Here is a 23,723-nt window from a genome sequence, read left to right as displayed (position 1 = left end):
TTTGGCCGAAGGCATGTCCGAACCGTAATTTCTGATCCGCTACGTGCCAGGAACGGCGCGGGATTTGCTCACGACAGGTTGTCTCTATGCACCGCAGGAATTTGCTCAAAGCGTCCATGGCCATTGCGGCTTACACCGGTTTGTCGGCCAGCGGCCTGCTGGCCGCGCAGGCCTGGGCCGGGAACCGTGCCGCCGACGGCAAGGCCGTGGCGTTCGACTTCGACGCACTCAAGGCCCAGGCCAAGCAACTCGCCGGGACCGCTTATAAAGACACCAAACAGGTGCTGCCGCCGACCCTGGCGACCATGACCCCGCAGAATTTCAACGCCATCGGCTACGACGGCAAGCATTCGCTGTGGAAAGAGTTGAACGGCCAGTTGGACGTGCAGTTTTTCCACGTCGGCATGGGTTTCAAGACGCCGGTGCGCATGCACAGCGTTGATCCGAAAACCCGTGAAGCCCGCGAGGTGCACTTTCGCCCCTCGCTGTTCAACTATGAAAAAACCACCGTCGACACCAAACAGCTGACCGGCGACTTGGGCTTCTCCGGTTTCAAACTGTTCAAGGCCCCGGAACTGGATCGCCATGACGTGCTGTCGTTTCTCGGTGCCAGCTACTTCCGCGCCGTGGATTCCACCGGCCAATACGGCCTGTCTGCCCGTGGCCTGGCCATCGACACCTACGCGAAAAAACGCGAGGAATTCCCTGACTTCACGCAGTTCTGGTTCGAAACCCCGGACAAGGACGCCACGCGTTTTGTGGTCTACGCCCTGCTCGACTCGCCAAGTGCCACCGGCGCCTATCGCTTCGATATCGACTGCCAGGCCAACCAGGTGGTGATGGCGATCGACGCGCACATCAATGCGCGCACCGCCATTGAGCAACTGGGCATCGCACCGATGACCAGCATGTTCAGCTGCGGCACCCACGAACGCCGGATGTGCGACACCATCCACCCGCAAATCCACGACTCGGACCGCCTGGCGATGTGGCGCGGCAACGGCGAGTGGATCTGCCGCCCGCTGAACAACCCGGCCAAGCTGCAATTCAACGCATTTGCCGACAAAGACCCGAAAGGCTTTGGGCTGGTGCAGACCGACCATGAGTTCGCCAGCTACCAGGACACCGTAGACTGGTACAGCAAGCGCCCAAGCCTGTGGGTCGAGCCGACCACCGCCTGGGGCGAAGGCTCCATCGACCTGTTGGAGATCCCCACCACCGGCGAGACCCTGGACAACATCGTGGCCTTCTGGACCCCGAAAAAGCCCGTGGCTGCGGGTGAGTCGCTCAACTATGGCTACAAGCTGTACTGGAGCGCCTTGCCACCGGTGAGCACGCCGTTGGCCCAGGTCGACGCGACCCGTTCCGGCATGGGCGGCTTTACCGAAGGTTGGGCACCGGGCGAGCATTACCCGGACGTATGGGCGCGGCGTTTTGCCGTGGACTTCAAGGGCGGGGGCCTTGACCGTTTACCGCCCGGCACCGGGATCGAGCCCGTGGTGACGTGTTCCCATGGTGAGGTCAAGGACTTCAGCGTGCTGGTGCTCGACAACATCAAGGGCTACCGCATCCTGTTCGACTGGTACCCGACCAGCGACAGCGTGGAGCCGGTGGAACTGCGCCTGTTTATCCGCACCCAGGACCGCACGTTGAGTGAAACCTGGCTGTATCAGTACTTCCCGCCGGCACCGGACCAGCGCAAGTACACCTGATATCCAATGTGGGAGGGGCCTGTTCCCTCCCACGCGGTTTACTCGTGGGCTCTAAAACCGCGACACGCTCTTCATCGCTCCAATGAGATAACGCATCGCCACCTGATCGCTCTCGTTCAGGGCGCGATACTGCGCGAGCAACTCAACCTCATCACGACTTAAACGACGGCCACGCATGGACACCCTGCGGGTCAAAAAAGACGCCACCCAACCTGCTACGCTATCGGACTTGGCCATGGACTGCTTCTCCTGATATCAATCAAATACTCCGGTGCCCACCAACCGAATCCCGTGAGGCGCAACGCCTGCGTGGACAAACAGACTGACTCCCTGGGCCAGAAATCGGTCATATCCTAAGCGTAGAAACAATCTCGTTACGTGTGGGATTTTTTTAGAGTATTCACTTAAAAAATTACTTCGGTAACAAATACCTACACCCTGATCCCACAGCAACGGACAGAAAAAACCCACCGGCTCAGGGTGGGTTCAGATGGCGCCTGTGGCGGATCAATCCTTCAAGTCAGACTCATGAATCGGCTGGTCCCGATGGGTCGCCCGTTGGTACTGCGCTGGCCAGATTGCCTTGCGCCCGCCCAAGTCATCGTCGGCATGCAATGGCCAGTACGGATCGCGCAGCAGTTCACGGGCCAGGAAGATGATATCGGCCTGACACGTGCGCAGGATGTGCTCGGCCTGGGCCGGCTCGGTGATCATGCCAACGGTGCCGGTGGCGATGCCCGACTCCTTGCGCACACGTTCGGCAAAGCGCGTCTGGTAGCCCGGCCCGGTGGGGATCTCGGCATTGGCGGCGGTGCCGCCGGAGGATACGTCGATCAGGTCCACGCCCAGGCCTTTGAGGCGAAGCGCCAGCTCGACGGTTTCATCGGGGTTCCAGCCGTCCTCCACCCAGTCGGTGGCCGACACCCGCACGAACAGCGGCAATTCCTGGGGCCAGACCTCGCGCACCGCCTGGGTCACTTGAAGCACCAGGCGGATACGGTTTTCAAAGGAGCCGCCGTATTGGTCCTGCCGTTGATTGCTGATCGGCGACAGGAACTGGTGCAACAGATAACCGTGGGCCGCGTGGATTTCCACCACCTCGAAACCGGCGGTGAGCGCACGCTTGGCGGCAGCGACGAAGTCGGCGATCACGTACTTGATCTGCTCTTCGTCCAGTTGCCGGGGTTGAGTGTGTTGAGGGTCAAAGGCAATCGGCGATGGGCCTACCGGCACCCAACCACCGTCCTCGGGTTTGACGCTGCCGTGCTTGCCGATCCATGGCCGATGGGTGCTGGCCTTGCGCCCGGCGTGGGCCAACTGGATGCCGGCCACCGCGCCCTGGGCGGCAATAAAGCGGGTGATGCGCTGCAGCGGTTCAATCTGTTGGTCGTTCCACAGGCCCAGGTCCTGGGCCGTGATGCGCCCATCGGCCGTCACGGCAGTGGCTTCGGTGAAAATCAGCCCCGCGCCACCGACGGCACGGCTGCCGAGGTGGACCAGGTGCCAGTCATTGGCCAGGCCATCATCACTGGAGTATTGGCACATCGGCGAGACGGCAATGCGGTTCAGGAGGGTCAATTGGCGCAGGGTATAGGGTTCGAGCAGCTGACTCATGGCGCACCTCTTCTGGGTTCTATGGGCACTGTTCAACAGTGCTTAGAGCCTAGTCGACAACGATGGATTGCACAGGGTTCAGAAGCAAAGCGGGAGCCGATGGCCGGCTCCCGTGCAGCAGATACTTACATTTCGACCTGGGTGCCCAGCTCGATCACCCGGTTTACCGGGAGTTTGAAGAAGCGCAGGTTACCGTTGGCATTCTTCAACATGAACGCAAACAAGCCTTCGCGCCAGCGCGCCATGCCTTCGATCTTCGAGGCGATCACCGTCTCACGGCTGAGGAAATAGGTAGTGCGCATCGGGCTGAAATCAAGATCATCCAAGTGGCACAACTTCAGCGCTTCGGGCACATCCGGCTCGTCGGTGAAACCGAAGTGCAGGATCACACGGAAGAACCCTTCCCCGTAGGAATCCACCTCGAAACGCCGTGAAGCCGGGACGCGCGGGATGTCTTCGTACACCACCGTCAGCAGCACCACTTGCTCGTGCAACACCTGGTTATGCAGCAGGTTGTGCAACAGCGCGTGGGGCACGGCGTCGGGCCGCGCAGTCAGGAACACCGCCGTGCCCTGCACGCGATGGGGTGGCTGTACGCGGATGCTGCTGATAAAGATCGGCAGCGGCAGCCCGCCTTCGTCGAGGCGTTCCACCAGCAATTGCTTGCCGCGCTTCCAAGTGGTCATCAACACGAACAGCACGATGCCCGCGATCACCGGGAAGGCGCCACCCTGGATGATTTTCGGCACGTTGGCGGCGAAGTACAGGCCGTCCACCAACAGGCAGCAGAGCAGCACCGGCACGGCCAGCACGGGAGGCCATTTCCACAGCAGCAACATCACCGCCGAGACCAGAATGGTGGTCATCAGCATGGTGCCGGTCACCGCCACGCCGTAGGCCGAAGCCAGTGCGTTGGAAGACTCAAAGCCCACCACCAGCAGGATCACGCCGACCATCAGCGACCAGTTCACCGCGCCGATGTAGATCTGGCCCTGTTCGGCGCTGGAGGTATGTTGAATGTGCATGCGCGGGATGTAACCCAGCTGGATCGCCTGGCGGGTCAAGGAGAACGCACCGGAAATCACCGCCTGGGAGGCAATCACCGTGGCCAGGGTCGACAGCACCACCAGGGGGATCAGCGCCCAGCTCGGCGCCAGCAGGTAGAACGGGTTGCGCGCGGCTTCAGGATCGCCGAGCAGCATGGCGCCCTGGCCGAAATAGTTGAGCACCAGCGCCGGCAACACCAGGATAAACCAGGCGCGGGCGATGGGTTTGCGGCCGAAATGGCCCATGTCGGCGTAGAGCGCTTCGGCGCCGGTCAGGGCCAGCACCACGGCGCCCAGGATGGCCACGCCAATGCCTGGGTGAGCCTCGAAGAAACGCACGGCCCACATCGGGTTCAGTGCCTTGAGCACTTCGGGGTGCTGGCTGATGCCATAGATGCCCAGCCCGCCCAGCACCAGGAACCAGGTCACCATTACCGGCCCGAACAACTTGCCGATGCGGTCGGTGCCGTGTTTCTGGATCAGAAACAGCGCCACCAGCACGACCAGTGCAATCGGCACGACCCATTTCTCCAGGCCGTCGAACGCCAGCTCCAGGCCTTCAACCGCCGACAACACGGAAATCGCCGGGGTGATCATGCTGTCACCATAGAACAGCGCCGCGCCGCACAGGCCGCAGACCACCAGGAAACTGCGCAATTTCTTGCGCTCTCCCGCTGCCCGGCGTGCCAATGCGGTCAAAGCCATGATGCCGCCTTCGCCCTGGTTGTCGGCGCGCAGCACAAACAGCATGTATTTGATCGATACGACCCAGATCAGCGACCAGAAGATCAGCGCCAGGATCCCCAATACACCGTCATGGTTGACCTGCACCCCATAACCACCGTTGAACACCTCTTTGAGGGTGTAGAGCGGGCTGGTGCCGATATCGCCGTAAACCACCCCGACCGCTGCCACCAGCATGCCGATCGGCTTGGTGTTTGAATGCTCGGCACCTGCCGCCTGACTACTCGCCTGACCCATCAACCACTCCTGCCCTTTGACCTGAGGTCTCTTATAAACAACGCGCCTAAGCTGACCCTAGCATGCGCTGTTTTACTTCTCGTAACAGACGTTTTATTGACCCAGGGGTTTTACCCGTGTGCAACGGCGCGAAGCATAGCGCAGCGCTCGTCGCATTTCCCTGCTCACGTGATGTGGGCGTCGTTTTAGGTCGTGAGCCATAGATGACGGGGCATTTTGGAGCCTTTATGCCTCCATTGATCGCATTACGGCCGACCGTATATTTTTCGCCCGGCGCATAGGGGCTGCCTTCGCTGTGTATACAGGAATTCCTTGGCCGGCTTACCTGATCAATTAATCGCGGGCCTGCCTGGGGCGCGCAATCGATATAAAAACTCAATTATCGATCTGTCTCTTTTAAGGTACATTTCTTATGTACGAAGTGAAACACGTACTGTCAGCCAATGGCGTAGATATCTATCAAGCTTGGCTGGATACCGTTCAAGATAAACGTTCAAAGGCAAGGATCACCACCAGAGTGGACCGAGCGTCCCTCGGCCACTTCGGCACTACCGAGCCGGTGGGTGACGGGGTCTTTGAGATGAAACTCGACTTCGGTCCTGGGTTTCGCGTGTATTACGCAATTGAGGACCGACGAATTGTTTTCCTGTTGGGCGGTGGCTCAAAGGCAAGGCAGCAGAACGACATCAATCAGGCCAAAGTTCTCTGGAAATCTTACAAGGTGCAGCAAAAATGACCATTCGTACTCGCTCTCATGAAGACAGCGTGCTTGAAATGCTTCGAGACGACGAAGCGTTTGCCCTCGAATATCTATCTGTGGCGCTTGAGGAAATAGATGTGGCGGGAGGCGAGGACGCTTTTCTTGTCGCTATCCGTCGAGTGGCGGAAGCCCGTGGAGGAATGCTCAGCTTGTCGCAGAACACGGGCCTCAATAGAGCTAATCTCTACAGGTCCATCGCTGTCGGCGGCGACCCAAAGCTCTCCACCCTCCTGAAAGTGCTGCAGGCATTAGGCGTAGGCATGTCTAAAGTTGTATCGCACCGCACATAACAAGTCGCATGGCCTCAAGCGCGCGTTAAGCGCCGGGCGAATTACCCAATACAGCGCTCGTCGCATTTCCCTGCATAAAGCTGGTCAAGTGGATTGCCCGCCGCTAGAATTGCGCACTTTTTGATCAGAGGCGCACCAAGCGCCCATCCGTTGTCTTGTCGTGCACGACCGGCAGCGTCATTCAATACCGAGGTTAGACATGTCCACCACCATCGCAAAAGCCAACCCCAAGGTTGGCTTTGTTTCCCTGGGTTGCCCAAAGGCTCTGGTCGACTCCGAGCGCATCCTCACGCAACTGCGTATGGAAGGCTATGACGTCGTGTCCACGTACCAGGACGCCGACGTGGTGGTGGTCAACACCTGTGGCTTTATCGACTCGGCCAAGGCGGAGTCCCTGGAAGTGATCGGCGAAGCCATCAAGGAAAACGGCAAGGTCATCGTGACCGGTTGCATGGGCGTGGAAGAAGGCAATATCCGCAACGTGCACCCAAGCGTGCTGGCCGTGACAGGTCCGCAGCAGTACGAGCAGGTGGTCAATGCCGTGCACCAAGTGGTGCCGCCGCGTCAGGATCACAACCCGCTGATCGACCTGGTGCCGCCGCAAGGCATCAAGCTGACCCCGCGCCACTATGCGTACCTGAAGATTTCCGAAGGCTGCAACCACAGCTGCAGCTTCTGCATCATCCCGTCGATGCGCGGCAAGTTGGTCAGCCGCCCGGTCGGTGACGTGCTCGATGAAGCCCAGCGCCTGGTCAAATCCGGCGTGAAAGAGCTGTTGGTAATCTCCCAGGACACCAGCGCCTATGGCGTCGACGTGAAATACCGCACCGGTTTCTGGAACGGCGCGCCGGTGAAAACCCGCATGACCGAACTCTGCGAAGCCTTGAGCAGCCTCGGCGTGTGGGTGCGCCTGCACTACGTTTATCCGTACCCGCACGTGGACGAACTGATCCCGCTGATGGCCGCCGGCAAGATCCTGCCGTACCTGGACATCCCGTTCCAGCACGCCAGCCCGAAAGTGCTCAAGGCGATGAAACGCCCGGCTTTCGAAGACAAGACCCTGGCGCGCATCAAGAACTGGCGCGAGATCTGCCCGGAGCTGATCATCCGTTCGACCTTCATCGTCGGCTTCCCTGGCGAAACCGAAGAAGACTTCCAGTACCTGCTGGACTGGCTGACCGAAGCCCAACTGGACCGTGTCGGCTGCTTCCAGTACTCGCCGGTGGAAGGTGCTCCGGCCAACCTGCTGGACCTGGCCGTGGTGCCGGACGACGTCAAGCAAGACCGCTGGGAGCGTTTCATGGCGCACCAGCAGGCGATCAGCTCGGCGCGCCTGCAACTGCGCATAGGCAAGGAAATCGAAGTGCTGATCGACGAAGTCGACGAGCAAGGCGCGGTAGGCCGCTGCTTCTTCGACGCGCCGGAAATCGACGGTAACGTTTTTATCGACGATGCCAGCGGTTTGAAGCCGGGCGACAAGGTCTGGTGCACCGTGACCGACGCCGACGAGTACGACCTGTGGGCCGAAAAGCGCGACTGATGGCGTAAAAACATGAAAAAGCCCTGCCTCTGGACAAGATGCGGGGCTTTTTTACGTCTATCGTTTTGCCCATCGGCACGGATCTCAGCAAGGGGCAGCGGGCATGCGTCAGCATTCGGTTATCCATACACCCAACACCAGCGACTACGCGCAGTTGACGCAGATCTGGGAAGCCTCTGTGCGGGCCACCCATGACTTTTTACCCGACAGTTACATCGTGCTGCTCAAAAACCTGGTGCTGACCCGCTACCTGGACGCAGTGATGCTGATCTGCACCAAGGACTCGCGCCAGCGCATCACCGGGTTTGCCGGGGTCGCGGCGGGCAAGGTGGAGATGCTGTTTATCGACCCGCAACACCGTGGCCGGGGCCTTGGCCGACAACTGCTGTGGTACGCGATCGAGCACCTGAATGCCGAAGCGCTGGATGTCAACGAACAGAATCCCCAGGCATTGGGGTTTTATTTGAAGCTCGGGTTCGAGGTGATCGGACGCACGGAGCATGATGGCCTGGGCCAGCCTTATCCGTTGCTGCATATGCGTCTGCGCCAGGCGCATCAGCAGGAGCGCCAAGGCTAAATGAAATGGGTCCGGGATTAACCGCGCCCGCACAGGTACAATACCCGCCCCCTTTTGTTACGGCCCTTGTCATGACTGACCCCATACGCCTCTCCAAACGCCTTATCGAACTGGTCGGTTGCTCCCGTCGGGAGGCTGAGCTGTTTATCGAAGGCGGCTGGGTCTCGGTGGACGGTGAAGTGATCGACGAGCCGCAGTTCAAGGTCACGACGCAGAAAGTCGAACTTGACCCCGACGCCAAGGCGACGGTGCCGGAACCGGTGACCATCCTGCTGCACGCTCCCGCCGGCGTGGATGCCGAGACCGCCATGGCCTCGATCAGCGCCGAAACCCTGTCCGAAGAACACCGCTTCAGCAAGCGCCCGCTCAAAGGTCACTTCCTGCGCCTGACCGCCAGCGCCGACCTGCAAGCCAAGGCCAGCGGCCTGTTGGTGTTTACCCAGGATTGGAAGATTCTGCGCAAGTTGACCGCCGATGCCGCCAAGATCGAGCAGGAGTACGTGGTGGAAGTCGAGGGCGACATGGTTGCCCACGGCCTCAACCGCCTGAACCACGGCCTGACCTACAAGGGCAAGGAGCTGCCGGCGGTCAAAGCCAGCTGGCAGAACGAAAACCGCCTGCGTTTCGCGATGAAAAACCCGCAGCCAGGCGTGATCGCGCTGTTCTGCGAAGCCGTTGGCCTGAAAGTCGTGGCGATCCGTCGCATCCGTATCGGCGGTGTATCGATCGGCAAGGTGCCGGTCGGTCAATGGCGTTACCTGTCCGGCAAAGAGAAGTTCTAAGCCGCTCCCCTTTTCTCGACACCGCCTGATGGGCGGTGTCCTCAGTTGAATACCAGGATTGCCCACCATGATTCACAACGACGTACTGCGCAGCGTGCGCTACATGCTCGACATCAGCGACAACAAGATGGTCGAGATCATCAAGCTCGGCGGCATGGACGTCACCAAGGACGACCTGCTGACCTACCTCAAGAAAGATGAGGAAGAAGGCTTCGTCTTCTGCCCGGACGAGGTCATGGCCTACTTCCTCGACGGCCTGGTGATCTTCAAGCGCGGCAAGGACGAAAGCCGTCCGCCGCAGCCGATCGAAACCCCGGTGACCAACAACATCATCCTCAAAAAGCTGCGCGTGGCCTTCGAGCTGAAAGAAGACGACATGCACGCCATCCTCAAGGCTGCCGAGTTCCCGGTCTCCAAGCCGGAGCTGAGCGCGCTGTTCCGCAAGTTCGGCCACACCAACTACCGCACCTGTGGCGACCAGTTGCTGCGCAACTTCCTCAAGGGTCTGACCCTGCGGGTTCGTGCATAAGCCATGAGTTACCAGGTCTCGCCCGTCGGCTTCGTCCGCTCCTGCTTCAAGGAGAAGTTCGCCATCCCTCGCCAACCGCAACTGGCGCCCGCCGCCCGGGGCGTGTTGGAGTTGGTGGCGCCGTTCGACCAGGGTGAGGCGGTGCAGGGTTTGGAACAGGTCAGCCATGTGTGGCTGTTATTCCTGTTCCACCAGGCCCTGGAAGACAAGCCGCGCCTGAAAGTGCGGCCGCCGCGTCTAGGCGGCAATACGTCCATGGGCGTATTTGCGACCCGCGCGACTCATCGACCTAATGGCATCGGCCAGTCGGTAGTGAAGCTGGACAAGGTGGAGCCGGGGCGGCTGTGGATTTCCGGGATCGATTTGCTCGACGGCACGCCGGTGTTGGATATCAAGCCGTATGTGCCGTATGCCGATAGCGTTGGTGCGGCCACCAACCACATCGCCAGCGATGCGCCCGAACTGATCGGCGTGCAATGGCTCAAGGCTGCACTGCAACAGGCGCAAGGCCATGCCCAGCGCCTTGGTGAACCGTTGGTAGAGTTGATTGATCAGTGCCTGGCGCAAGATCCGCGACCGGCCTACCAAACGCCCGGCCCTGAGCGTGAATACGGTGTGCGGTTCTGGGATGTAGATGTGCGCTGGCACTACCCGGAGCCGGGGATGATCTGTGTGCTGGAAGTGGTTCCGGCTAAATAGGACGAAAACCAAATGTGGGAGCTGGCTTGCCTGCGATAGCATCACCTCGGTTCAACTGAACCACTGAGGTGTCTGCATCGCAGGCAAGCCAGCTCCCACATTTTTTGGATCGCTGGTGTTACTGACTCTGTATTACTTTTCGACGAACGCACGCTCGATCAGGTAGTCACCCGGCTCACGCATGCGCGGCGAAACCTTCAGGCCGAAGCTGTTCAACACTTCGCTGGTTTCATCCAACATGCTTGGGCTGCCGCACAGCATGGCGCGGTCGTCCTCGGGGTTGATCGGTGGCAGGCCGATGTCCGTGAATAGCTTGCCGCTGCGCATCAGATCGGTCAGGCGACCTTCGTTTTCGAACGGCTCGCGGGTCACGGTCGGGTAGTAGATCAACTTGTCACGCAGGGCCTCGCCGAAGAATTCGTTCTGCGGCAGGTGCTCGGTGATGAACTCGCGGTAGGCGACTTCGTTGACGTAACGCACGCCGTGGCACAGGATCACTTTTTCGAAACGCTCGTAGGTTTCCGGGTCCTGGATCACGCTCATGAACGGAGCAAGGCCAGTACCGGTGCTGAGCAGGTACAGGTGTTTGCCCGGTTTCAAATCGTCAAGCACCAAGGTGCCTGTCGGTTTTTTGCTGATGATGATCTCGTCGCCTTCCTTCAAGTGCTGCAATTGGGAAGTCAGCGGACCATCCGGCACCTTGATGCTGAAGAACTCCAGATGCTCTTCCCAGTTTGGGCTGGCGATGGAGTAAGCGCGCATGAGCGGGCGGCCGTTGGGCTGTTGCAGGCCGATCATCACGAACTGACCGTTCTCGAAGCGCAGGCCCGGGTCGCGGGTGCACTTGAAGCTGAACAGAGTGTCGTTCCAGTGATGAACACTGAGGACACGCTCGTGGTTCATGTTGCTCATGTACGGGGGACTCCTGGAAATGGGTCTGCGCCAAAGATGAAGTGCGCAATTGCACAGCATTCTAATGGCGGCGACAATATCTGTTAACTGGATTATTAAGATAAGGGTTATCGGTTATATCGATATGCGATTTACTCTCCGTCAACTGCAAGTCTTCGTCGCCGTCGCCCAGCAGGAAAGCGTCTCGCGCGCTGCTGGCCTTCTGGCCTTATCTCAATCCGCCGCCAGCACTTCGATCACCGAGCTGGAGCGTCAATCCAGCTGCCAATTATTCGACCGCGCCGGTAAACGCCTGAGCCTGAACGCCCTCGGCCATCAGCTGCTGCCTCAGGCCGTAGCGTTGCTGGACCAGGCCAAGGAGATCGAGGACCTGCTCAACGGCAAGTCGGGCTTCGGCTCCCTGGCCGTCGGCGCTACCCTGACCATCGGCAATTACCTGGCCACCCTGCTGATCGGCAGCTTCATGCAGCAGCATCCCGAGAGCCAGGTAAAACTGCATGTGCAGAACACTGCCAATATCGTGCACCAGGTTGCGCACTACGAAATTGACCTGGGTCTAATCGAAGGCGACTGCAGCCACCCCGATATCGAGGTGCAAACCTGGGTCGAGGATGAGCTGGTGGTGTTCTGCGCGCCTCAGCATCATCTGGCCAAGCGCGGCGTGGCCACCATGGAAGAGCTGACCCATGAGGCGTGGATCCTGCGCGAGCAAGGCTCAGGCACGCGCCTGACCTTCGACCAGGCCATGCGTCACCACCGCAGCACACTGAATATCCGCCTGGAGCTTGAGCATACCGAGGCAATCAAGCGCGCCGTGGAATCTGGATTGGGGATTGGCTGCATCTCGCGCCTGGCGCTGCGCGACGCGTTCCGCCGAGGCAGCCTGATGCCGGTGGAAACCCCGGACCTGGACCTGGCGCGTCAGTTTTACTTCATCTGGCATAAACAGAAGTACCAGACCTCGGCAATGCGCGAGTTTCTGGAGCTGTGCCGCGCCTTCACCGCCGGGGTTCAGCGCAGCGACGAGATCGTGCTGCCGAATATCGCCTGATCGTCAGATCAGGATCACGGCCCACACCAGGGTAATCATGGTCAGTGCCACGAATTGCGCGGCGCTGCCCATGTCCTTGGCATTTTTCGACAAGGGGTGACGGTCCAGGGAAATGCGGTCAATGGCCGCTTCCACGGCCGAATTGAGCAATTCGACGATCAAGGCCAGCAGGCACACTGCAATCAGTAACGCCCGTTCGACCCGGCTGACGTTCAGGAAAAAGCTCAGCGGGACCAGGATGACGTTGAGCAGCACCAACTGACGGAAAGCAGCCTCGCCGGTGAACGCCGCACGCAGGCCATCCAGGGAATAACCCCCAGCATTGAAGATACGTTTGATACCGGTTTGACCCTTGAAAGGCGACATAGACGTAGGCAACTGAACCAAAGAAGTGGGAAAACTAGATCACGCAAAGTCAAAAAAGCGTGAATCGGCAACAGCTTAATGCTGCGAAATTGACTCAAGTTGTTGCAAGAGCAGCGCCGCCTGGGTGCGCGTACGCACGCCCAGCTTACGGAAAATCGCCGTAACGTGGGCCTTGATGGTCGCTTCAGACACGTTCAGCTCATAGGCGATCTGCTTGTTCAGCAGGCCTTCACAGACCATGGTCAACACCCGGAACTGCTGCGGCGTCAGACTGGCCAAGCCATCGCGGGCGGCCTTGGCTTCGTCGGAGACGTTGATTTCTTCAAACGCTTGCGGCGGCCATGAGACATCACCGTCCAGCACCTTGCGTACGGCGTTCTGGATGTCTTCCATGGCGCTGGACTTGGGGATGAAACCGCTGGCACCAAACTCCTTGGAGCGCACCACCACATCGGCTTCTTCCTGCGCCGACACCATCACCACCGGTATTTGCGGGTATTGCCCACGCAGCAGCACCAACCCCGAGAAACCGTAAGCGCCCGGCATGTTCAAGTCGAGCAACACCAGGTCCCAGTCGGATTTTTCGGTGAGGCGGGTTTCCAGCTCGGCAATGCTGGCCACTTCAACCAGACGCACATCCGGGCCGAGGCCCAGCGTTACAGCCTGGTGCAGCGCACTGCGAAACAACGGGTGGTCATCGGCTATCAGGATTTCGTATGTGGCCATTGATTAAATGATCCTGTTTTTTATGGCAGCCTTGATGGGTTCAAGGTTCGCCAGTACACACGGCAATGGCCAGGCAGCCATCGCCATAGGGCACATTCAACGTCAAATGCACGTGAAACGACGTCGAAAACTCACGGTTGCGCCCCAATCGGCGCCCAGCATGCCCAGCGTAGCCTGGGGGGTCAAGCACTACGCCCGTGGGCATTTTAGCGGGTTGCGGGTTTACAGTGCCATCATGCAAACGTCGTCTGGCTATACCGCCGGTATATAGGGCGCAAGTCGCGTATGGACGACATCGCAGGCGTCCAAAGGCATCTGGAACTTGGCGGCCAGATAATGGGTACTGAACACATCGAGGTAGGCGTCCAGCACTTCGCTGGCAACTTCATCCCCGGCCAACTCCAGGCACAGCGCCGCGACTTCGGCGGTGCAGAAATGATCATCACGCTTGGAGCGGCGCAGTTTGTAGCGCGAGAGTTGCTCAGGCGCCAGGCTCAGGACTGGCAAGTGCTCCAGATACGGGCTTTTGCGGAACATCTTGCGCGCTTCACTCCAGGTGCCGTCGAGCAGGATGAATAACGGGCGCTTACCCTCCTTCACGATGACTTCGCTGACCACCCGTTCAGGCGCCACGAATTCGCCAGGGAATACGATATAAGGCTGCCATTGCGGGTCTGCAAGCAAGGTGAGCAAATCCGGCTCGACTTCGGTGCGCGCCCAGGGGAACGCGGTGGTATCGGCGATGACGTCGGCGATCAGCCAGCCGGTGTTGCTGGGTTTCATCGGTTCAACATCATGCATCAGCAAGCACATCGCAGACCGGGCCTCGACCTTGGGTCGCCAGGCGCACAGGCAGTACTCTGGAATCACCCGGCAGCCGGGGCAGCGTTCGGCGCGGGAGCCACGGTTGACGAAGGGCTTGATGGCACGCGCCAGGCGCTGGGTGCGCAGACGTGAAACGGCGTGACTCATCGGATGCACCGCTGGAACGGGTAAATCGACACGGATAGAACTCGTGAAAGGCTGAAGTGGGCGCAGTTTACCAGCGATACGCCTGGCTGTAGTGGCAAGGGCTCACCTATAATCGCGCGCCACTGAACGCACAGCGCAGTGGCTGGTCTATGCACCAGTAACCGAATCAGGAGAGTTTCATGCTGCGTTCCATGCTGCGCTTTGTCGCCCCATCCATCGCCCTTGCGCTGGTGTTGCCTGTGGGCGCACATGCGGCCTCGCTGCTGGAGGCCCAGATGAACAGGAAACTGCAAAGCGTCGCGGCTGAGAGCAACAAAGACCTGCCCCGGGAAATCGACGAAAAAACCCTGGAAGTGGCCTACACCGTTGAAGGCATGCAGTTGATCGATCACTTGAGTGTGATGTCCGACCGCGCCGAGCAAATGCGCGCCAACCCCAAGGCTGTGTATTTCCAACTGGGGCAAAGCGTTTGCCTGAACAAAGGCTACCGCGAGCTGATGGCCAAAGGCGCCGTGATGCGCTACGAAATCACCGAGAACAAGACTAACCGTCCTGTGGCATCGGTGAAGTTCGTGGAAGCGGATTGCCCGGCACCGGCAAAAAAGAAAAAGTGATTCTATCTGACGTTCGCGCGCTGCTCTCAGTGGCGCGCATCCCCCCGCTCCAACGCCCCTCAAACAGCTAGACTCCGTATTGAGCAACCAATAAGCGGTTGCCAGCCAACGGTTTTTCGGCTCATGATCAAGCCATCCCAACCGCTCACTCACAGCACTTTTCATGCTGTTCTGTAACATTTTCAGGGCAAAAGAAGGTTGCCCCCTGCGGCAAGCAGCGACACATGTAGTGTCGTAGCCTCCGGCGAACTTCTCGTCGGCTACCCGGCCCTGCAAGAAGGAGAAGTTGAATGCCTTACGCACCGAATGACAGCCTGCTCCAGCATTTTGAAAAAAACGGGGCCGACCTCACGCAGCAGGTCGAAGCCCAACTCCAACTGATCGCCCCCGACAGCCCGAATATCCCTCTATACCGCGACATGATCCTCACCGTGCTGCGCATGGCACAGGACGACCGCAACCGCTGGAATGCCAAGATCACCCTGCAAGCCATCCGTGAACTGGACAACGCCTTCCGTGTGCTCGAACAGTTCAAGGACCGGCGCAAAGTCACCGTATTCGGCTCGGCCCGCACGCCGGTGGAAAGCCCGCTGTACGCGCTGGCCCGAGAAGTGGGCGCAGCACTGGCGCGCTCGGACCTGATGGTGATTACCGGTGGTGGTGGCGGCATCATGGCCGCGGCGCACGAAGGCGCAGGCCTGGAGCACAGCCTGGGGTTTAATATCACCCTGCCATTTGAACAGCATGCCAACCCGACGATTGATGGCACCGACAACCTGCTGTCCTTTCACTTCTTCTTTACCCGCAAGCTGTTCTTCGTCAAGGAAGCCGATGGACTGGTGTTATGCCCTGGCGGGTTCGGCACGCTGGATGAAGCGCTGGAAGTGCTGACGCTGATCCAGACCGGCAAGAGCCCGCTGGTACCGGTGGTGTTACTGGATGCGCCGGGTGGCGGGTTCTGGCAAGGCGCGCTGGACTTTATCCGCAGCCAGCTGGAAGCCAATCGCTATATCTTGCCAACTGACCTCAAGCTGGTGCGACTGGTGTATAGCGCTGAAGAGGCCGTGGAAGAAATCAATCAGTTTTATGCAAACTTCCACTCCACTCGCTGGTTGAAGCGTGAGTTTGTGGTGCGCATGAATCATCCGCTCAGCGATCGGGCGCTGGCCCATTTGCAGAGTGAGTTCGCCAGCCTGCGGTTGAGCGGTGAGTTTCGGCAACTCGCTTATACCGGTGAGGAGCATGATGAGGCACGGTTCAGCCATCTGACGCGGCTGGTGTTTAACTTTAATGGTCGCGACCAGGGGCGCTTGCGGGAATTGGTGGATTACATCAATTTGCCGGAGAACTGGGTGCAAGCTCAGGGCAAGGCGCAGCAACGGATGACGCCAGAGACAGCGTGACTTTTTACAGCCGAAAAAAAAGGCCCACTATTTTCATAGTGGGCCTTTTGTTTTTTGGCGTTCAGTCGTCCATATCCCGACCACTTAACAAGCGGCTGATCATGTCCATCGAAAACCCGCGATAACTCAAGAAGCGACCTTGCTTCGCACGTTCCCTGGCATCAATCGGAAGGTGGCCCGCAAACTTGCGACGCCAGGTTTCCTCCAACTGCGACTGCCAACTGATACCGCACTCACGTAGCGCGAGGTCAATATCGGCACGTTGCAGTCCACGCTGGCTCAACTCTTCGCGAATCCGCGCAGGGCCATAACCGGAACGTGCGCGGTAGGACACAAAACTTTCAAGGTAACGGGCTTCCGACAACAGCCCTTCTTCCGTCAACCGGTCGAGGGCTGTTTCGATCATCTCAGGCTCTGCACCACGCTGGCGCAACTTACGTGTCAGCTCGACTCGCCCATGCTCGCGGCGAGCGAGCAGGTCCATCGCAGTGCGCCGAACGGCGACGAGTGTATCCAGTACAACAGTCATCTTTTGCTTCAGACGTCAGTATCGGCTTCTTCCACTTCTGCAACCGGCTCGCGGTTGGCAGCAGCTTTCACGTCAGGGGCTGCGGTCAGCAGCTTGTCGCGGATCTGCTTCTCAAGCGTGGCGGCGATATCCGGGTTGTCTGCCAGGAACTTGGCCGAGTTGGCCTTGCCCTGACCGATCTTGCTGCCGTTGTAGGCATACCAGGCACCGGACTTCTCGACGAAACCGTGCAGCACGCCCAGGTCGATCATCTCGCCGTTCAGGTAAATACCTTTACCGTAGAGAATCTGGAACTCAGCCTGACGGAATGGCGGCGCCACTTTGTTCTTCACAACCTTGACGCGGGTTTCGCTACCAACAACCTCGTCACCTTCCTTCACCGCGCCAGTACGGCGGATATCCAGACGGACCGAAGCGTAGAACTTCAGCGCGTTACCACCGGTGGTGGTTTCCGGGCTACCGAACATTACGCCGATCTTCATACGGATCTGGTTGATGAAGATCACCAGGCAGTTGGCGTTCTTGATGTTACCGGTGATTTTACGCAGTGCCTGAGACATCAGACGGGCTTGCAGCCCCACGTGCATGTCACCCATTTCGCCTTCGATTTCAGCCTTGGGTACCAGGGCTGCCACGGAGTCGACCACGATCACGTCGATGGCGTTGGAGCGCACCAGCATGTCGGTGATTTCCAGGGCTTGCTCACCGGTGTCCGGCTGGGAAACCAGCAGGTCGTCAACGTTGACGCCCAGCTTGCCGGCGTATTCAGGGTCCAGGGCGTGCTCGGCGTCGACGAACGCGCAGGTGGCGCCCATTTTTTGCGCCTGGGCAATCACCGACAGCGTCAGAGTGGTTTTACCGGAAGATTCAGGACCGTAGATTTCAACAATACGGCCTTTTGGCAGGCCGCCAATGCCGAGCGCGATGTCCAGACCCAGAGAGCCAGTGGAAATAGCCGGGATCGCCTGACGGTCGTGATCGCCCATACGCATTACGGCACCCTTGCCGAATTGACGTTCGATCTGACCCAGGGCCGCAGCCAAGGCTTTCTTCTTGTTGTCGTCCATTAAAGTCCTCACGTAATCAATAAGGCCGGGGCGGCCAACACCTGTATAAGTAGACAGTATTGTTCCACAAAGATCGTAGATCGCCTACCCCTGATTTTCTATTTCTGCTGCAGCTCGTCGCAACAAGCCCTCTAGCGCAGCCTTTACCGTTTGTCGGCGGACCTCATCGCGGTTGCCGGGGAAGTGCTCAAGCTCGGCCGTGACCTCGTCGCCCACGCCGAAGGCCAACCACACTGTACCCACCGGTTTATCTGGCGAACCGCCGTCGGGCCCGGCCACGCCGCTGACTGCCACGGCGAATCGGGCCAGGCTTTTTTCCTGGGCGCCGCGGGCCATCGCTTCCACCACTTCCTGGCTGACGGCCCCGACTTTGGCGAAGAGTTTTTCCGGCACATCCAGTTGCCGGGTCTTCTGCCGGTTGGAATAGGTGACATAACCCGCCTCGAACCAGGCCGAACTGCCCGGAATCCTCGTGATGGCTTCGGCAATACCGCCGCCGGTACAGGACTCGGCAGTGGTGACGTGCGCATTGAGCACCTGTAAACGGCGCCCCAGTTCGGCAGCCAGTTGAGTGATTTCCTTCACGGTCGTCTCCAGGAATGGGCGGGGGTTTGCCTACCCTACAGGAGCCCATCGACCATGCAAGACACAGAGTGCATCAAGAGACTAATGCGCGACGGCCTGCACGTAGGCCTGGCAAGCGCGCAAGGCGATCAGGGCGTTATCGCCGTCGTCGGTGATGCGGATAATTCGCTGAGCATGCGCCGGGTCAAGTCGGGCTCGCGAGGTTGCATGAACCACGCCGCTGGCGGTGGGGGCGGCAGGCACTGTGCAGCCAATGGCGACGGTGTCGAGAAGGACTGACAGCCGCACATCAGCAGTGGCCAGGCGGTCGCGCAGAGCAGCTTGGTTGCGTTGGGCATCGTTCAATTCCTGGGTGTGGTGCTGGTCGCTGGTGTTGAGCTGTTGTTCAAGAGCCAGGCGTTTGGCCTGTTCGGCCTGTTGTTGCTGAAGAATTGCCTGGCTTTGCTGGCTGAGCGCCTGTGCATGGACCACCGATTGCAGCTCCAACTGCGCCCCGTATCGCCACGCTTGCACCTGCCACACAAGCGCCATGAGCAGGCACACACCGACCAAGCGAAACACACCTAGGAAACGCATAGCACCGCCTTCGCCCGCGCCCACAACTGCAAACGGTCGTCCAGGCCGTTGAGGCCGCCGTTGATGCGCCGGGTGATGGTGGTGAACTGGCCTTTGTCGGCGAGCTCGTTGAGGCCGTTGCTTTGCCAGAACCAGGCGGCGGATTCGCAGGCCCATTGAGGCTGCTCCAGCAATTTCGGTTGTCGCAGCAGACGATCGTCACCAAACAGAGCTTGGCTGCACGCCATGTAATTACGGCGCCCAGTGATCTGGATCAGCCCCCTGCCCCGATACATTTGCCCATCACCGTCCGCCTCAGGGGTGTTGCCCAGCCGCGCGGCCAAGCTGCCGGTGTCGTACTTGCTCAGGTATTGATCGCTACCCAATTCGCGCACGTACTGTAACTGGGCAGACTCGTGACCGATTTGGGCGAGGAAGGCGGCGACGCGACGGGCCGTATTGATCTGGTGCCCCGCAAAGGCAGCATTTAGAAAGGTTAAAAAAATGCCCGCGCGAAGGCGGGCTCCAGGCATTACACCCAGAAGCTGAGCATGTGTGATTACCATGGGTTTTACTCTAAGAAAGGATCTACACCGACAAACCGCTGGCCTGGACCGTACTCCGATAGCCACCTTTTCGCTCGCCCCTGGATTTCACCGTTTTAATCGACCAGCGCCCTTGCATGAACCCCGGCCACGACTCATCCAACAGCAACAGGCCTTCAGCAGCCAACGAAGGATTACCAGGGCAGACCACATCGATCTGCAACCCTTCGCGCCCCACCCGCCGCATCTCTCCCTGCGCCGCCGAGCGTGCTTCGTCCTCGCTCTGGTATCGCTGTGTCACCACTTTGAAGGGTGCGATGCCCACCTTGACGACACGCTGTTTTCCGGCTGCCGCGTCCCACCATGACGTTTGCGCGCCGTTGTATTTGGCACGGCTGGTGTCGGTGAAACTGGCGCTGATGAACGCGCGCTCGCCTGGACGATTGTCATGGGTAATCGACAACCGTACATCCGGCAATGCCTTGCCCGACAGCGTCTTGATCTGGCCTTTACGCCCCAGTACATACAGCTCATCGACAGGTTTGGCCACCGCATCGAAGCGCTTTGCCAGGCGCGTCAGAAAAGCCATGTCGCTTTCATTGGTCTGATCGATGTGCGCGATCGGCTCACCGTCGAGTTCAGGCGCCACACGCGGTGAAAAACCGTATCGGGTGGTCAGTTGGCGAAACAGCGCACCCAGAGTTATCGGCCCATGGCTGGCGGTGCGGCGCTGTTTGAATTCGTGCTCGTCGAACGGTGCCGCCGTGGCCACCAGCACCAGTCGCAATGGGAACATCGAGGGCGTGCGCTGGGTAATCTTGAACACCCCCTTATCCACCAGGCCCGATTCCAGGTAGCCGATACGCAGGCCAATTTTGCCGCCCAGATCGGGCAGCCCTTCAAGACCCTCGATATCAAGGGTCAGCTTCAGTTGATCAGACACAAACCCCGCTGCGTCGGTGTGTTCCCACTCCAATAGCCGCTCGTTGAATAGCGCGGCATTAGTTCCGTAAAGCTCCACTACAGGTGTAAATCCGAGTGCCATAATGGCTCCTTAATCCCAGGCGGAAACCGGTCGACTTGCGACCGGTTGCGCATCCAATTCGGGCACCAGCACACTGACGCCCGCAGGCAGTACTGCGCCCTGTTCGGCCAACTCCGGATTCAAGCGCCACAACGCCTCTTCTGCGGCATCATCACTGCGCCCCAGTTGGCGGTAGAGCAACAGGTTCACCGAGTCGCCGGCAATACTTCGAACCCTACGCATTGACGAACTCCTCCAGTACCAACGACCAATTGATCACCATGGCCGTACCATCGTCGATCACGCTGGCTTGTTTTTCACTGATCGACTTGATGGTCCATAACCCCCAGTTACGCCCTAATCCGTCCACCAACGGCAACGGCGTCCGCAGGGCCTGCAGGGCGCGCAACTCATCCAGGCGCGCCATGCCCTTGGCGCGCGCAGCCTTGCCGCCGAATGCCAGCGTTTCGAGCCCCTGGCCGACCTGGCTGGATTTAGGTTTGCCGGCAATGATGTCGAGACTGACCCAGCCCCCGCTGCTCCCACGATCAAGCGTGTCGTAGGCGAACCCACGGGACAGCCCGAAAATAAAAGTACCCAAGACCATCTGTTGTCGCATCACACAGCTCCATCGGTGAGTGCTGCGCCGCGTCGGGTCGCCAGCAGGTTGTCCATCGACAGCGGGGTAAATTGCGCTTCGATCTGTTGCACCACGAGCGCCGCCAGCTGTTGATGGCTGGCTTGCTCAGGCGCGGTGATGGTGATTTGCGGGGCGAAGTTGATTTGGCGGTTGTCGGCTTGAGGGGCGTTGAGGTTTTTGCTGACCTCTGTGGGCGATGGCAGGCGATCGCCTGTCCCCATCACTTTTTCAGCGAGCCACGCACCGACGTCACTGCCCACGAAAGTGCCCACGGCACCACCGACTACCTTACCGATTGCGCCCCCGGCGACGCCGCCCATCACACCGCCCAACACTGTGCCGGCACCCGGAACGACCGAACCGATAACAGCTCCCGCCAGCGTGCCGACCGCACGACCAATCGCCATCCCCGCCACATCACCAACGACACCGCCGGCAACACCGCCGCCGATCGAGCCCACGCTGGTGCCAACCGCTTTACCCAGGTTCCCGGTCATCGCGCCTTGCGTCATCTCGATACCGGCCTGGGCCACCACCAGGCTGAGGGAGGCCCCTTTGGCCAGCGTGCTCACCTTCGCAGCGTTGCCAGAGATACCAGGACCGGAGGCCGACGGGAGATTAGCGTTGTGCCCGTCATTACTCGGGGCTTTGCGCTGGCTGTCCGGCGGCGTGGTTTTATTCCCTGCTGCCGGCCCCTCTCCGAGCACTTTCCCTGCGACCTTTTCGAAAATCTTGTCCTTCACGGCACCGAAAACACCGGAAACCACCGGGATCAGCACCGCCCCCGCCAGGGTGACGGCAGCGGCAGCCTTGGGCAGGCCTTCCGCGAGCCAAGCCACGCCACTGACCAAGCCGTTCATTGCGGTCAGCGAGGCATCCACAACGGGGGCCAGCGCTGTATCAGAGGCGGTGCTCAAGCGTGTGGTACTGGCCTCGTAGGCTTGCCGACGTGCGTAAGTAGAGTCCGCACGAACCGTGGCCGAGCGCAGGACCGAACCCTGATCGCCCAACGTGGAAGTAGCGTAGGTGGATTTCTCGGCCACCAGCGAAAAGGCCTGTTTCACGCTGTCGATCACCGGCACCAGGCTCAGAATGGTCTGGTTGCCGTCAAACAACTGCGTCGCCAGCATCGCCTGCCGTTCTGCAGGTTGCGATTTGAGGGCCTCCAGCACCGTAAGTACGGCCTGCGGGGCGTCCTGTTTCATGCCCGCCGCGAGTACTTTTGGATCAAGCTTGAGCGCTGCCCAGGCGCTGCGTTGCCCTGCAGAGGCGTTGTCGCCTTTAGCCAGGACCGCGCTGATTTTTTCCAGCCCGGCACCGGCAACAGCCTTGCTGTTACCTGCGCTCAACAACGCCGCCGAAAGCGCTGCTGCCTGTTCGGGGCTCATGCCCGCAGCCTTCGCGGCAGCGCCCTGATGTTGCACGATAGCGCCGATATCCGCCGATTCAGCCTTGAGCGATACCTGGGTGCCCAGCACGTTTGTTGCATCGGCCAGGTCCAAGGCCTGTGCGCGATCAAGCTGCATGGACTCGCGCCAACCGCCCATGAGTTCGCCGGCATTTTTGACGTCGATCTTGAACGCGGTCGCCATGATTGCGGCATCGCGGGTAAACTGCTGCAGGTCTGCCTGGCGCCCGACGGGGTCAATATTGCCTGAAGCGTCCTTACGATCGCTGCCGATACCTGTGCGGGCGGCGGCATACTCAACCTTAACGAGGTCGACGGCGCTGGCACCACTGGCGGCCACCACCGGCTCGGATGCCATGGCAAGGTTGGCTTCGCGCAATGCCTTGCGCTCATTGCGGGTAAACCTCAACAGTTGATCAAGGTCGGTCATCGCGGCGTCCAGCGCCTGCGAGGGTGTACGCTTGTCGGCAGCCGCGGTGATCTTCGTACCCTCTGCGTTCCCGGCAGCTTCGGCTTGCCGGGCGTCCATCACCTTGAGCAACGAGACGTTGAACAGCTCCAACGTATCGACCAACCGTACCTGCCCGTCCGCCAGATGCTTGATCTGCAAGCTGGCATCGGCCAATGCCAGTGCCAAACTCGCCGCACTCCCCGGTGCCACCTCAAGTGGGCTCGGCAGCGCTTGGGTGATAGGTTTGAGACTGGCCTGCATTCCTGTCATCTGAAGTGCGCCCTGAGTCAACACGCCATCCTTGGCAATGGCTGACCCTGCTCCATGATTACTATCTGCCATTGC

Annotated in this window: 27 protein-coding genes; 11 read left to right on the top strand and 16 right to left on the bottom strand. The window is 59.8% G+C overall.

From position 1 onward, the window contains the following. The first annotated feature begins 86 nt into the window (after positions 1 to 86). Positions 87 to 1,712 (top strand): glucan biosynthesis protein D, encoded by a 1,626-nt coding sequence (locus tag AB3G88_RS06005; RefSeq protein ID WP_032891741.1) that lies wholly within the window; start codon positions 87 to 89, stop codon positions 1,710 to 1,712. A 51-nt stretch (positions 1,713 to 1,763) separates the two neighbouring features. Here AB3G88_RS06005 and AB3G88_RS06000 read toward each other — a convergent pair whose 3' ends face one another. The 3 genes from AB3G88_RS06000 to AB3G88_RS05990 all read right to left on the bottom strand — a co-directional run bounded on the left by AB3G88_RS06000 (position 1,764) and on the right by AB3G88_RS05990 (position 5,353). Continuing rightward, a complete protein-coding gene (locus AB3G88_RS06000) occupies positions 1,764 to 1,949 on the bottom strand; it encodes a hypothetical protein (protein ID WP_099583412.1) in 186 nt (61 codons plus the stop codon). A gap of 270 nt (positions 1,950 to 2,219) precedes the next feature. Next, complete coding sequence (locus tag AB3G88_RS05995; protein ID WP_480453475.1) at positions 2,220 to 3,326, bottom strand: NADH:flavin oxidoreductase/NADH oxidase; 1,107 nt, start codon at positions 3,324 to 3,326, stop codon at positions 2,220 to 2,222. Between the two features lie 125 nt (positions 3,327 to 3,451). Further along, positions 3,452 to 5,353 carry a potassium transporter Kup gene (locus AB3G88_RS05990; protein ID WP_099583414.1) on the bottom strand — a complete coding sequence of 634 codons (1,902 nt, stop codon included), beginning with the start codon at positions 5,351 to 5,353 and terminating at the stop codon, positions 3,452 to 3,454. Positions 5,354 to 5,765: 412 nt separating this feature from the next. On the opposite strand from AB3G88_RS05990, the gene AB3G88_RS05985 reads away from it, so the two are divergent. From AB3G88_RS05985 to tsaA, 7 genes are all read left to right on the top strand, one after another. Beyond that, a complete protein-coding gene (locus AB3G88_RS05985) occupies positions 5,766 to 6,089 on the top strand; it encodes a type II toxin-antitoxin system RelE/ParE family toxin (RefSeq protein WP_099583415.1) in 324 nt (107 codons plus the stop codon). Then, positions 6,086 to 6,403: an addiction module antidote protein gene (locus AB3G88_RS05980; RefSeq protein WP_099583416.1), complete on the top strand. Its 318-nt coding sequence runs from the start codon at positions 6,086 to 6,088 to the stop codon at positions 6,401 to 6,403. The genes AB3G88_RS05985 and AB3G88_RS05980 overlap by 4 nt, the downstream gene beginning before the upstream one ends. A 199-nt stretch (positions 6,404 to 6,602) precedes the next feature. Beyond that, positions 6,603 to 7,943, top strand: coding sequence for a 30S ribosomal protein S12 methylthiotransferase RimO (gene rimO, locus AB3G88_RS05975; RefSeq protein ID WP_046384502.1), 1,341 nt, complete (start codon positions 6,603 to 6,605; stop codon positions 7,941 to 7,943). Between the two features lie 103 nt (positions 7,944 to 8,046). Continuing rightward, on the top strand, positions 8,047 to 8,520 hold the full coding sequence (locus AB3G88_RS05970) for a GNAT family N-acetyltransferase (protein WP_480453474.1): 474 nt from the start codon (positions 8,047 to 8,049) through the stop codon (positions 8,518 to 8,520). Positions 8,521 to 8,591: 71 nt separating this feature from the next. Further along, positions 8,592 to 9,302 (top strand): rRNA pseudouridine synthase, encoded by a 711-nt coding sequence (locus AB3G88_RS05965; RefSeq protein ID WP_099583452.1) that lies wholly within the window; start codon positions 8,592 to 8,594, stop codon positions 9,300 to 9,302. 67 nt (positions 9,303 to 9,369) lie between these two features. Then, a complete protein-coding gene (locus AB3G88_RS05960; RefSeq protein WP_099583453.1) occupies positions 9,370 to 9,831 on the top strand; it encodes a YehS family protein in 462 nt (153 codons plus the stop codon). Between the two features lie 3 nt (positions 9,832 to 9,834). Next, positions 9,835 to 10,530 (top strand): tRNA (N6-threonylcarbamoyladenosine(37)-N6)-methyltransferase TrmO, encoded by a 696-nt coding sequence (tsaA, locus tag AB3G88_RS05955; protein WP_191958252.1) that lies wholly within the window; start codon positions 9,835 to 9,837, stop codon positions 10,528 to 10,530. A 132-nt stretch (positions 10,531 to 10,662) separates the two neighbouring features. On the opposite strand, the gene fpr is transcribed toward tsaA, so the two are convergent. After that, positions 10,663 to 11,442 (bottom strand): ferredoxin-NADP reductase, encoded by a 780-nt coding sequence (gene fpr / locus AB3G88_RS05950; RefSeq protein WP_003231344.1) that lies wholly within the window; start codon positions 11,440 to 11,442, stop codon positions 10,663 to 10,665. A gap of 124 nt (positions 11,443 to 11,566) precedes the next feature. On the opposite strand from fpr, the gene AB3G88_RS05945 reads away from it, so the two are divergent. Then, entirely contained in the window at positions 11,567 to 12,493 is a 927-nt protein-coding gene (locus AB3G88_RS05945) for a LysR family transcriptional regulator (protein WP_480453473.1), read from the top strand. Positions 12,494 to 12,496: 3 nt separating this feature from the next. Here the strand turns inward: AB3G88_RS05945 and AB3G88_RS05940 are convergent, their stop codons facing one another. The 3 genes from AB3G88_RS05940 to AB3G88_RS05930 all read right to left on the bottom strand — a co-directional run bounded on the left by AB3G88_RS05940 (position 12,497) and on the right by AB3G88_RS05930 (position 14,557). Then, on the bottom strand, positions 12,497 to 12,859 hold the full coding sequence (locus AB3G88_RS05940) for a diacylglycerol kinase (protein ID WP_032891758.1): 363 nt from the start codon (positions 12,857 to 12,859) through the stop codon (positions 12,497 to 12,499). A 75-nt stretch (positions 12,860 to 12,934) separates the two neighbouring features. Next, on the bottom strand, positions 12,935 to 13,585 hold the full coding sequence (gene erdR, locus AB3G88_RS05935; protein ID WP_112193797.1) for a response regulator transcription factor ErdR: 651 nt from the start codon (positions 13,583 to 13,585) through the stop codon (positions 12,935 to 12,937). 252 nt (positions 13,586 to 13,837) lie between these two features. Then, positions 13,838 to 14,557, bottom strand: coding sequence for a tRNA-uridine aminocarboxypropyltransferase (locus AB3G88_RS05930; RefSeq protein WP_099583458.1), 720 nt, complete (start codon positions 14,555 to 14,557; stop codon positions 13,838 to 13,840). A 179-nt stretch (positions 14,558 to 14,736) separates the two neighbouring features. On the opposite strand from AB3G88_RS05930, the gene AB3G88_RS05925 reads away from it, so the two are divergent. Then, positions 14,737 to 15,171 carry a PA3611 family quorum-sensing-regulated virulence factor gene (locus AB3G88_RS05925; RefSeq protein ID WP_099583459.1) on the top strand — a complete coding sequence of 145 codons (435 nt, stop codon included), beginning with the start codon at positions 14,737 to 14,739 and terminating at the stop codon, positions 15,169 to 15,171. 290 nt (positions 15,172 to 15,461) lie between these two features. After that, positions 15,462 to 16,574 carry an LOG family protein gene (locus AB3G88_RS05920; protein ID WP_480453472.1) on the top strand — a complete coding sequence of 371 codons (1,113 nt, stop codon included), beginning with the start codon at positions 15,462 to 15,464 and terminating at the stop codon, positions 16,572 to 16,574. A 61-nt stretch (positions 16,575 to 16,635) separates the two neighbouring features. Here the strand turns inward: AB3G88_RS05920 and recX are convergent, their stop codons facing one another. The 9 genes from recX to AB3G88_RS05875 form a co-directional block, all read right to left on the bottom strand. Then, positions 16,636 to 17,103, bottom strand: coding sequence for a recombination regulator RecX (gene recX / locus AB3G88_RS05915; RefSeq protein WP_003189043.1), 468 nt, complete (start codon positions 17,101 to 17,103; stop codon positions 16,636 to 16,638). An 8-nt stretch (positions 17,104 to 17,111) separates the two neighbouring features. Next, positions 17,112 to 18,170, bottom strand: coding sequence for a recombinase RecA (gene recA / locus AB3G88_RS05910; RefSeq protein WP_032891767.1), 1,059 nt, complete (start codon positions 18,168 to 18,170; stop codon positions 17,112 to 17,114). Positions 18,171 to 18,254: 84 nt separating this feature from the next. Beyond that, positions 18,255 to 18,755: a nicotinamide-nucleotide amidohydrolase family protein gene (locus AB3G88_RS05905; RefSeq protein ID WP_191958250.1), complete on the bottom strand. Its 501-nt coding sequence runs from the start codon at positions 18,753 to 18,755 to the stop codon at positions 18,255 to 18,257. A gap of 81 nt (positions 18,756 to 18,836) precedes the next feature. Next, positions 18,837 to 19,331, bottom strand: a complete 495-nt coding sequence (locus tag AB3G88_RS05900; protein WP_191958249.1) for a lysis system i-spanin subunit Rz — start codon at positions 19,329 to 19,331, stop codon at positions 18,837 to 18,839. Continuing rightward, positions 19,319 to 19,876, bottom strand: coding sequence for a glycoside hydrolase family 19 protein (locus AB3G88_RS05895; protein ID WP_158878470.1), 558 nt, complete (start codon positions 19,874 to 19,876; stop codon positions 19,319 to 19,321). Before AB3G88_RS05895 ends, AB3G88_RS05900 begins: the two co-directional genes overlap by 13 nt. A gap of 22 nt (positions 19,877 to 19,898) precedes the next feature. Then, complete coding sequence (locus tag AB3G88_RS05890) at positions 19,899 to 20,900, bottom strand: phage late control D family protein (RefSeq protein ID WP_480453471.1); 1,002 nt, start codon at positions 20,898 to 20,900, stop codon at positions 19,899 to 19,901. A gap of 9 nt (positions 20,901 to 20,909) precedes the next feature. After that, complete coding sequence (locus AB3G88_RS05885) at positions 20,910 to 21,122, bottom strand: tail protein X (RefSeq protein ID WP_044272200.1); 213 nt, start codon at positions 21,120 to 21,122, stop codon at positions 20,910 to 20,912. Further along, entirely contained in the window at positions 21,115 to 21,498 is a 384-nt protein-coding gene (locus tag AB3G88_RS05880) for a phage tail protein (protein WP_099583465.1), read from the bottom strand. Before AB3G88_RS05880 ends, AB3G88_RS05885 begins: the two co-directional genes overlap by 8 nt. Further along, positions 21,498 to 23,720 (bottom strand): phage tail tape measure protein, encoded by a 2,223-nt coding sequence (locus AB3G88_RS05875; protein WP_480453470.1) that lies wholly within the window; start codon positions 23,718 to 23,720, stop codon positions 21,498 to 21,500. Before AB3G88_RS05875 ends, AB3G88_RS05880 begins: the two co-directional genes overlap by 1 nt. Positions 23,721 to 23,723 lie beyond the last annotated feature (3 nt).

This window comes from Pseudomonas arvensis, assembly GCF_056688935.1.
The sequence above is the reverse complement of the archived record's forward strand: the minus strand, read 5'-3'. Positions and strand labels throughout refer to the sequence as shown.

Coding starts and splice junctions, on each gene's coding strand:
- fpr (WP_003231344.1), bottom strand. CDS start 11,442: ATGAGCAACATGAACCACGAGCGTGTCCTCAGTGTTCATCACTGGAAC.
- AB3G88_RS05960 (WP_099583453.1), top strand. CDS start 9,370: ATGATTCACAACGACGTACTGCGCAGCGTGCGCTACATGCTCGACATC.
- AB3G88_RS05930 (WP_099583458.1), bottom strand. CDS start 14,557: ATGAGTCACGCCGTTTCACGTCTGCGCACCCAGCGCCTGGCGCGTGCC.
- recX (WP_003189043.1), bottom strand. CDS start 17,103: ATGACTGTTGTACTGGATACACTCGTCGCCGTTCGGCGCACTGCGATG.
- AB3G88_RS05945 (WP_480453473.1), top strand. CDS start 11,567: ATGCGATTTACTCTCCGTCAACTGCAAGTCTTCGTCGCCGTCGCCCAG.
- tsaA (WP_191958252.1), top strand. CDS start 9,835: ATGAGTTACCAGGTCTCGCCCGTCGGCTTCGTCCGCTCCTGCTTCAAG.
- AB3G88_RS05925 (WP_099583459.1), top strand. CDS start 14,737: ATGCTGCGTTCCATGCTGCGCTTTGTCGCCCCATCCATCGCCCTTGCG.
- AB3G88_RS05985 (WP_099583415.1), top strand. CDS start 5,766: ATGTACGAAGTGAAACACGTACTGTCAGCCAATGGCGTAGATATCTAT.
- AB3G88_RS05875 (WP_480453470.1), bottom strand. CDS start 23,720: ATGGCAGATAGTAATCATGGAGCAGGGTCAGCCATTGCCAAGGATGGC.
- AB3G88_RS05890 (WP_480453471.1), bottom strand. CDS start 20,900: ATGGCACTCGGATTTACACCTGTAGTGGAGCTTTACGGAACTAATGCC.
- AB3G88_RS05900 (WP_191958249.1), bottom strand. CDS start 19,331: ATGCGTTTCCTAGGTGTGTTTCGCTTGGTCGGTGTGTGCCTGCTCATG.
- AB3G88_RS05885 (WP_044272200.1), bottom strand. CDS start 21,122: ATGCGTAGGGTTCGAAGTATTGCCGGCGACTCGGTGAACCTGTTGCTC.
- AB3G88_RS05995 (WP_480453475.1), bottom strand. CDS start 3,326: ATGAGTCAGCTGCTCGAACCCTATACCCTGCGCCAATTGACCCTCCTG.
- AB3G88_RS06000 (WP_099583412.1), bottom strand. CDS start 1,949: ATGGCCAAGTCCGATAGCGTAGCAGGTTGGGTGGCGTCTTTTTTGACC.
- AB3G88_RS05920 (WP_480453472.1), top strand. CDS start 15,462: ATGCCTTACGCACCGAATGACAGCCTGCTCCAGCATTTTGAAAAAAAC.
- AB3G88_RS05895 (WP_158878470.1), bottom strand. CDS start 19,876: ATGGTAATCACACATGCTCAGCTTCTGGGTGTAATGCCTGGAGCCCGC.
- AB3G88_RS05970 (WP_480453474.1), top strand. CDS start 8,047: ATGCGTCAGCATTCGGTTATCCATACACCCAACACCAGCGACTACGCG.
- AB3G88_RS05940 (WP_032891758.1), bottom strand. CDS start 12,859: ATGTCGCCTTTCAAGGGTCAAACCGGTATCAAACGTATCTTCAATGCT.
- AB3G88_RS05980 (WP_099583416.1), top strand. CDS start 6,086: ATGACCATTCGTACTCGCTCTCATGAAGACAGCGTGCTTGAAATGCTT.
- recA (WP_032891767.1), bottom strand. CDS start 18,170: ATGGACGACAACAAGAAGAAAGCCTTGGCTGCGGCCCTGGGTCAGATC.
- AB3G88_RS06005 (WP_032891741.1), top strand. CDS start 87: ATGCACCGCAGGAATTTGCTCAAAGCGTCCATGGCCATTGCGGCTTAC.
- AB3G88_RS05965 (WP_099583452.1), top strand. CDS start 8,592: ATGACTGACCCCATACGCCTCTCCAAACGCCTTATCGAACTGGTCGGT.
- erdR (WP_112193797.1), bottom strand. CDS start 13,585: ATGGCCACATACGAAATCCTGATAGCCGATGACCACCCGTTGTTTCGC.
- AB3G88_RS05990 (WP_099583414.1), bottom strand. CDS start 5,353: ATGGGTCAGGCGAGTAGTCAGGCGGCAGGTGCCGAGCATTCAAACACC.
- AB3G88_RS05880 (WP_099583465.1), bottom strand. CDS start 21,498: ATGCGACAACAGATGGTCTTGGGTACTTTTATTTTCGGGCTGTCCCGT.
- rimO (WP_046384502.1), top strand. CDS start 6,603: ATGTCCACCACCATCGCAAAAGCCAACCCCAAGGTTGGCTTTGTTTCC.